This is a genomic window from Nocardia carnea (assembly GCF_029868325.1).
Taxonomy (GTDB): Bacteria; Actinomycetota; Actinomycetes; order Mycobacteriales; family Mycobacteriaceae; genus Nocardia; species Nocardia carnea_C.
Genome location: NZ_JARWNW010000113.1, coordinates 1 through 7,458, shown reverse-complemented (window position 1 = coordinate 7,458; position 7,458 = coordinate 1). Strand labels below are relative to the sequence as shown.

The 7,458-nt window shown below is 68.7% G+C and carries 6 protein-coding genes; 3 read left to right on the top strand and 3 right to left on the bottom strand.

Features of this window, described 5'->3' with window-relative positions; genetic code table 11:
• Window positions 1–392: 392 nt before the first annotated feature.
• The 3 genes from QH196_RS08155 to rfbD are packed head-to-tail and all read right to left on the bottom strand — an operon-like array spanning window position 393 to window position 3,313.
• Entirely contained in the window at window positions 393–1,466 is a 1,074-nt protein-coding gene (locus tag QH196_RS08155) for an NDP-sugar synthase (RefSeq protein WP_280415144.1), read from the bottom strand.
• Window positions 1,467–1,520: 54 nt separating this feature from the next.
• Window positions 1,521–2,432 (bottom strand): glycosyltransferase family 2 protein, encoded by a 912-nt coding sequence (locus QH196_RS08150; protein WP_280415143.1) that lies wholly within the window; start codon window positions 2,430–2,432, stop codon window positions 1,521–1,523.
• Window positions 2,433–2,443: 11 nt separating this feature from the next.
• On the bottom strand, window positions 2,444–3,313 hold the full coding sequence (gene rfbD, locus QH196_RS08145) for a dTDP-4-dehydrorhamnose reductase (RefSeq protein ID WP_280415142.1): 870 nt from the start codon (window positions 3,311–3,313) through the stop codon (window positions 2,444–2,446).
• A 149-nt stretch (window positions 3,314–3,462) separates the two neighbouring features.
• Between rfbD and QH196_RS08140 the strand changes: the two genes are divergently transcribed.
• The 3 genes from QH196_RS08140 to QH196_RS08130 all read left to right on the top strand — a co-directional run bounded on the left by QH196_RS08140 (window position 3,463) and on the right by QH196_RS08130 (window position 7,119).
• Window positions 3,463–4,941: an LCP family protein gene (locus QH196_RS08140; protein WP_280415141.1), complete on the top strand. Its 1,479-nt coding sequence runs from the start codon at window positions 3,463–3,465 to the stop codon at window positions 4,939–4,941.
• Between the two features lie 48 nt (window positions 4,942–4,989).
• Window positions 4,990–5,709, top strand: coding sequence for a TIGR03089 family protein (locus QH196_RS08135; protein ID WP_280415140.1), 720 nt, complete (start codon window positions 4,990–4,992; stop codon window positions 5,707–5,709).
• Between the two features lie 114 nt (window positions 5,710–5,823).
• Window positions 5,824–7,119 carry a cytochrome P450 gene (locus tag QH196_RS08130; protein ID WP_280415139.1) on the top strand — a complete coding sequence of 432 codons (1,296 nt, stop codon included), beginning with the start codon at window positions 5,824–5,826 and terminating at the stop codon, window positions 7,117–7,119.
• The last annotated feature ends 339 nt before the right edge of the window (window positions 7,120–7,458 follow it).

Sequence of the window (7,458 nt, the reverse complement as noted above, 5' to 3'; positions counted from 1 at the left end):
GGGGGCTGCGGGGGGTTTTTGTGGGGTTGTGTTTTTTTTGGGGCCGCGGGTGGGGGGGGGGGGGGGTGCGGCCCCCCTTGGTCCTTTGTTTCCCCCCGGCTAACCGGGGGGGGGCGCGTTTTTGTGCGGGGGGGGCCTTTCCTCTCCCTGGGGCCTAAACCCTTCGAGGGCCTCGCTGGACTCGGCGGTGTGCTGGTTGCGTTCGGGCGTGTAGGTCGCGTTCGGGCGTGTGTAGGTCGCGTTCGGGTGTGTGTTGGTGCGTTCGGGCGTCTGCTGGTTGCGTTTGGATCGGTGTAGCCGAACCGTATATCGCCCACAGACCTCGACGTTCGCCTTCCGGGGAAGTTCCCGGGAAACGCAGTGAATCGAGTGCCGACCCGCCGAAAACCCGGCTATACGTCCGTGGAGTACCGGATCCCCCCGTCGGGGATCTCCACTCCCGGCCACACCCGGGCACCACGCAGCAGTTCACACCGTGCACCGATACTGGCACCGTCGCCGATCACCCCGTCGCGGATCAGCGCACGTGGCCCGATGCGGGCGCCGAATCCGATGATCGAACGTTCCACCGTGGCGCCGGCCTCCACTTTGGCGCCGTCGAACAGGATCGCACCGTCCAGGCGGGCACCGGCGCCGACCTCCGCACCGCGTCCGACGACCGTGCCGCCGATCAGCAACGCTCCCGGTGCCACCCCCGCGCCGTCGTGGACGAGCGATTCACCGCGTTGCCCGGGCAGGATCGGCGAGGGGGCGATACCGCGCACCAGGTCGGCCGAGCCGCGGACGAAATCTTCCGGGGTCCCCATATCGCGCCAGTAGGAGGTGTCGACGTGGCCCTGCACCCGGGCGCCCTCGGTGAGCAGCGCCGGGAAAACCTCCCGCTCGACCGAGACCGGGCGCCCGGCCGGGATCTTCTCGATGTACTCGCGCCGGAACACGTAGCAACCGGCGTTGATCTGGTCGGTCGGCGGGTCCTGGGTTTTCTCCAGGAAGGCGGTGACCCGGCCGTCCGCATCGGTGGGGACGCAGCCGAACGCGCGGGGGTCGCTCACCCGCACCAGGTGCAGGGTGACATCGGCCTGGGTGGTTTCGTGGGTTTCCAGGATGGCCCGCAGATCGGTGCCGCCCAGCACATCGCCGTTGAACACCATGATGTTGTCGGCGGTGAGCCGGGGCAGCACATTGCGGATACCGCCGCCGGTGCCCAGCGGTTCGGTTTCGGTGACGTATTCGATCTGCAGGCCGAGATCGGCCCCGTCACCGAAATGCTCCTCGAAGACCTCCGCCTTATAGGACGTGCCGAGCACCACATGGGTGATTCCGGCCGCGGCGATACGGGACAGCAGATGGGTCAGGAACGGAACCCCCGCGGTCGGCAGCATCGGTTTCGGCGCCGACAGGGTGAGCGGCCGTAACCGCGTACCCTTCCCGCCGACCAGGATGACCGCGTCTGCTTGTGATGCCATGGAGCTCCCTTGTTCCATCCGTTCCTCGCGCCCCGGGCCGGTGGCCGGTCCGCCTCAGCCGGCGAGTTCCTGCTGCCGGGTGCGCAGTGCGGATCGAACCGCAATGCGGCAGCGGATCGCAAGTCCGGCCCGTAACGCCCAGCGCAGCGGGGCCTGCCACCAGTGCGGATGCCGGTCGGCCTGGAAGCGGTAGGCGCTGGCGTGGTGGGCGGGCAGCATCTTCTCGGGGTTGCGGCCGGCGGCGTGCCCCTTGGCGTGGGTGACCTCGGCGTCCGGGACGAAAACGTTGTGCCAGCCGGCCTTGCCCATGCGGTCGCCGAAGTCGACGTCCTCCATGTACATGAAGTAGCGGGAGTCGAATCCGTCGATGGAGTCGAACGCCTCCCGGCGGACCAGTAGGCACGATCCGGACAGCCAGCCCACCGCGCGTTCGGAGATCTCCTCGTTTTCCTGCCGGTAGCGGCGGGTCCACGGGTTGGTTTTCCAGATCGCGCCCAAGATCGCGTGGCCGGCGCCGTCGAGCAGGCCGGGAACCGACCGGGCGGAGGGGTAGATGCTGCCGTCCGGTTCCAGGACCCGCGGGCCGAGGGCGCCCGCGCGGGGCCAGCGCCGGGCGGCGTCGAGCATGCGGTCGATGGAGTCGTTGCCCCAGCGGATATCGGGGTTGGCGATCAGCACGAATTCGAGGTCGGGATCGAGTTCGGCGACGGCCCGGTTGATGGCACCGCCGTATCCGATGTTCCCGCCGGTCGATAGGAACCGCACATGGGCGTTGGCCTCGGCGACCAGTTCCGGGACACCGTCGGTCGAACCGTTGTCGGCCAGGATGACCTGCGGTTTATCCGCGGTCGCCGTGTTCAGGGTGCTGATGAAATGCTCGAGATGTTCGCCCGGTGAATACGTGACCGTGACCACGGCCAATCGTGGCCGGTCATGCGGTTGACCCGGGGTATCGGAAGCGCTCACAGCGCCCCACCCTAACGGGCGGTCCTGGTCAATGCCTCGGTGAGCGCGGATTCCCAGGGGCGCAATGGCGTCAGGCCGGCGTCGCGCCAGGCGGTGCCGGACAGCACGGAGAAGGCGGGCCGGGGCGCGGGCCGGGGGAATTCGGCGGATGTGCAGGGCCGCACGCGATCGGGGTCGGCGCCGATACCGGCGAAAACGGCGCGCGCGACCTCGAACCAGCTCGCCCGGCCCGCATTCGTGGCGTGCAGCACAGCGGGCGCTACCGGGCGGCCGGCGAGTTCGAGTAGGCCGGCGGCGAGATCGGCGGCGTAGGTGGGGGAGCCGACCTGGTCGATTACCACGTTCACCGTGTCGCGTTCCTGTTCGAGCCGTCGCATGGTGGCGACGAAATCGCTGCCGGCGCCGCGGTACACCCAGGCCGTCCGGACGATATGGGCATCCGGGCAGTTCTCGCGCACGGCGTGTTCTCCGGCGAGTTTGGAGCGGCCGTAGACGCTGGCGGGTCCGGTCGGGTCGCCGGGTTCGTACGGTGTGGTCGCGGTGCCGGGGAACACATAGTCGGTGGAGAGGTGAACGATCCGCGCGCCCACCCGGGTACAGGCGGCCGCCAGGACGGCGGGGCCGGTGGCGTTGCCCGCGAAGGCTGCGCCGGGATCCGATTCGGCCCCGTCCACCGCGGTGTACGCGGCACAATTGACGACGATATCGCCCGGGCGCAGTACCGATTCCACGGCTGCCGGGTCGGTGATGTCGAGACGGGAGCGGGTGTAGCCGCGTGCGGAGGGTGCCAGCCGGAGCAGTTCCCGGCCGACCTGGCCGCCGGCCCCGGTGACCACGAGCCGGTCGCTGAGTTCGGTTCCGGGCGGCACGACATCGTTCACCGGCCCAGTCTGGCACGCCGTCGATGGGCCGAATCGATGTCACCCGGGCTGCCGTTGGTTAGCCTGCGTGGAGCGGAAGGTGTTTCGACGGCGTACGCGAAGTGGATCGGGGTCCTCGACCGGTCCGAACGGGGAGAGGAAGTTCAAAGGTGGCGCAGCGTGGGGAGCCGACGTTGTGGAGTCCGGCGCGGGTGTTCGTCGCGTCGGTTGCTCTGATTGTGCTGGTGGGTACCGGCTTCGCCTGGCGGGGCGTGGATTCGCTGGTGTCCAATATCGAGCGCATCAGTGACCTCGGGCTCGGCGGGCAGCGCGACGGCGCCGTGGACATCCTGCTGGTGGGCGTGGATTCGCGTACCGATGCGAAAGGTAATCCGCTCACCGAGGCCGAACGCGCGATGCTGCACGCGGGTGACGAGATCGGCACGAATACCGACACCATCGTGCTGGTGCGGGTGCCCAACGACGGCAGTTCGGCCACCGCGATCTCGATTCCGCGCGATGCCTATGTCGATATCCCGGGGCTCGGCAAGGGCAAGATCAACTCCGCCTACGGGATCACCAAACAGACCGCACAGGACGATATGCTCGCCGACGGTGCCACACCGGAAGCCGCCGAAGAGAAATCCACGCAGCGCGGCCGGCAGGCGCTGATCGGCTCGGTGGCCGGTCTCACCGGTATCACCGTCGACCATTACGCCGAGGTCAGCCTGCTCGGGTTCGTGCTGCTCACCGATGCGGTCGGCGGTGTGGATGTGTGTCTGCGCCACCCGGTGGACGAACCGCTGTCCGGTGCGTACTTTCCCGCCGGCCGCCAGAAACTGGACGGCCCGCAGGCCCTCAGCTTCGTCCGGCAGCGGCACAATCTCGAACGCGGCGACCTGGACCGGATCGTGCGCCAGCAGGTGTTCATGGCTCAGCTCGTGCACCAGGTGATCAGCACCGACTCCCTGAGCAACCCCACGCGGTTGCGCGAACTCAGCGATGCGGTGGGCCGCACCATCGTGCTCGACGAAGGCTGGGATCTGCTGGCGTTCCTGAACCAGCTCCAGGATCTGTCCGCCGGCAAGGTGACCTTCGAAACCATTCCCGTCGCCGATCTCAACGGCACCACCTCGACCGGGGAGTCGGTGGTGCGGGTCGAACCCGACGATGTCCAGGATTATGTCGCGGGATTGGTCGGCGAGGAATCCGACAGCTCCGAGCCGGGCACCACCACGGCCCCGGCACCGGCCGCGGACCCGGGAACAGTGCAGGTGGACGTCTTCAACTCGACATCGGTCTCCGGGCTGGCCGGTTCGGTATCGCAGGAACTCACCGCACTCGGTTATCTCCCCGGCGAGGTGGGTAACTATTCGGACGGGACGGCTTGGCAAAGCCAGGTGCTCGCCGCCTCCGAAACCGATCGTGGGGCGGTATCGGTGGCCGCGGCGCTCGGCGGGATCCCGGTCGTCGCGGACGCCTCACTGGCGCCGGGGACGGTGAGCGTGGTGCTGGCAAGCGACTACGCTGGCCCCGGATCCGGCAGCGAGGACGTGATCGATTTCGGCGATACGTCGACATCGGCGACCCCGGTGCCCCCCGCACCGCCGATCGCGGCGGCCGAGGACGGACCCACCTGTGTGAATTGACCGCCGGTGTGAATCGGACGCCGAAGAATTGGACGCAGAAAGCAGACGATGCGTGACGTAGAGCAGGCCACGACCCTCCCCGAAGCGGTACTCGAGCCGATTCTGGAACGCGAACCGGCCGCACCCCGGATCACCTGGTACGACGATGCGACGGGCGCGCGTATCGAACTGTCCGCGGTCACCCTGGCCAACTGGGCGGCCAAAACCGCCAACCTGATCCGCGACGAGTTCGGCCTCACCCCGGGTGCCCGGGTGGCGGTACTCCTACCCGCGCATTGGCAGACCGCGGCCGTTCTGCTCGGCTGCTGGTGGGCCGGGACCGAGGTGGTGCTGCAGCCGGACCCGGACGCGGAACTCGTTTTCGCCGCCGCCGGCCGTCTCGGCGAAACCGAGGACGCCCCCGAGGTCGCGGCGCTGTCGCTCGACCCGATGGGCGCGCCGGTGCCTGATCTGCCGCTCGGCGTCACCGACTACGCGACCGCGGTCCGCGTCCACGGTGACCAGTTCCGCCCCGGCGGGACCGGCGCCGCGCTGGACGGTATGCCGGTACCGGAGGTACTCACGCTGGCCCGCAAATCCGCGGCCCGGCAGGGGCTCTCGGAAACCGACCGGGTGCTGTCGACCGGCAGCTGGGATACCGCCGAGGAGCTGGTCGACCGGTACCTCGCGGTGCTCGTCGCGGGCGCGTCGCTGGTGCAGGTGGCCAATCCGGATCCGGCGCAGCGGGATCGGCGTATCGAGACCGAACGGGTCACCCAGGTCCTTTGAGCCCTGGACTCCTACCACGGTAGGTGCCGGAATCCGACTCCGGCAGGTACCGCCGGGACTGTGTTCTGCGTAACGTCGGAGGGGATGCGACGGAGCAGTGACGGAGGGGTTCGGATGAAACCGCAGTACCTGTATCGGTGGGTCAACCAGCACGGGCTGGTCCGGGCGGCCAAGAAGGTCAAGCTGCGGCAAGGTGATCTCTTCGCCCGGCTCAACGGCGGCCCGGAAGGGATCGAGAACCCGTACGCGCTGATCGAGGAGATGCGGGGCGCGGGTGGATTGCATCGGGTCACCTCGGCGTGGATTACCTTCGACCACGATCTGTGCCGGGAGATACTGCGGGACAATCGTTTCGGTACCGGAATGCCCGAGCTCGTCCCCCTTCCGGGCGCGGCGCGGGCACTGCTGCAGCGCCGGCCGATTCCGCCCAACCCCGTGGACCCGCCGTCCATGCTGATGATCGACCAGCCCGAACACACCCGGATGCGCAAACCCGTCGCCGCGGCCTTCACCCCGCGTGCGGTCACCCGGCTCGGCGATCGCATCGCGAGCGTGACCGAGGAACTGCTCGCCGCCCTGCCCGACGACGGGCCCACCGATCTGGTGACCCGGTTCGCCTCCCAGGTGCCGATCGCCATCATCTCCGAAATGCTCGGATTCCCCGATTCGGATCGCGAAATGTTCCTGGAATGGGGCGACGATATAAGCCCGCTGCTCGACCTCGGGATTTCCTGGCAGACGCACAGCAGGGCGATGAAGGCCTCCGAACGGGTGCACGCCTATCTGCTCGACCATATCGAGCGGCTCCGCGCCGAACCCGGCGACGATATCCTCAGCAGCCTGGTCACGGCGGGGGACCTGACCGATCACGAACTGTGCACCTCGGCCACCCTGCTCATGGGCGCGGGTTTCGAGACCACGGTCAACCTCATCGGCAAAGGTATCGTCTGGCTGCTCGAACATCCCGACCAGCTGGACCGGCTGCGCGCCGAACCGGAACTCTGGCCCAACGCGGTCGAAGAGGTCCTGCGGATCGACGCACCGGTGCAGACCACCGCCCGTGTCGTGCGTACCGATCTCGAAATCGCCGGCCGCCGGTTGCGCCCGGGCTCGACGGTGGTGCTGTCCCTGGCCGGCGCCAACCGCGATCCCGCCGTCTTCCCCGACCCCGCCCGATTCGATATCAGCCGGGAGAACGCCAAGAACCATCTCGGCTTCAGCACCGGAATCCACGTCTGCCTCGGTGCCGGCCTGGCCCGGATGGAAGCCACCCACGCCCTGCGCGCCCTCACCGAAACCTTCCCCGACCTGCGGCTCACCGCTCCGCCTACCCGCCGGCCCCTGTACACCCTCCACGGCTACTCTCACCTGCCTGCCCACACCGGCGCCCGAGCCCGCACCCGAGTCTGATCGGTACCGCGACGCAAGCGTGCACGGCGCCACCCCGCCCACGCACCGGCAGCAGCGGTACCGAGCTCAACGCCCCCGAAAGCTCCACTCCGATCCCCGAGCAACCAGCGGCAAGCCCACGAGCCCCGACAAAGGCCCATACGACCCAAACGCGACCACCAGCGATGCCGAGTCTTACGAGGCCCTGAAAAGGTTTCGGCCCGTGCCAGGGGTTGAGGGGGGGGGGGGATGGGGGCGGCCGCGCGGGGGGGGGGGGGGGCGCCGCGGGGCGGGGGGGGGGCGATATTTTATTATTTGTGGAACCGGAAACCCGCCCGGGCAAAGACACCCCCCCCCCCC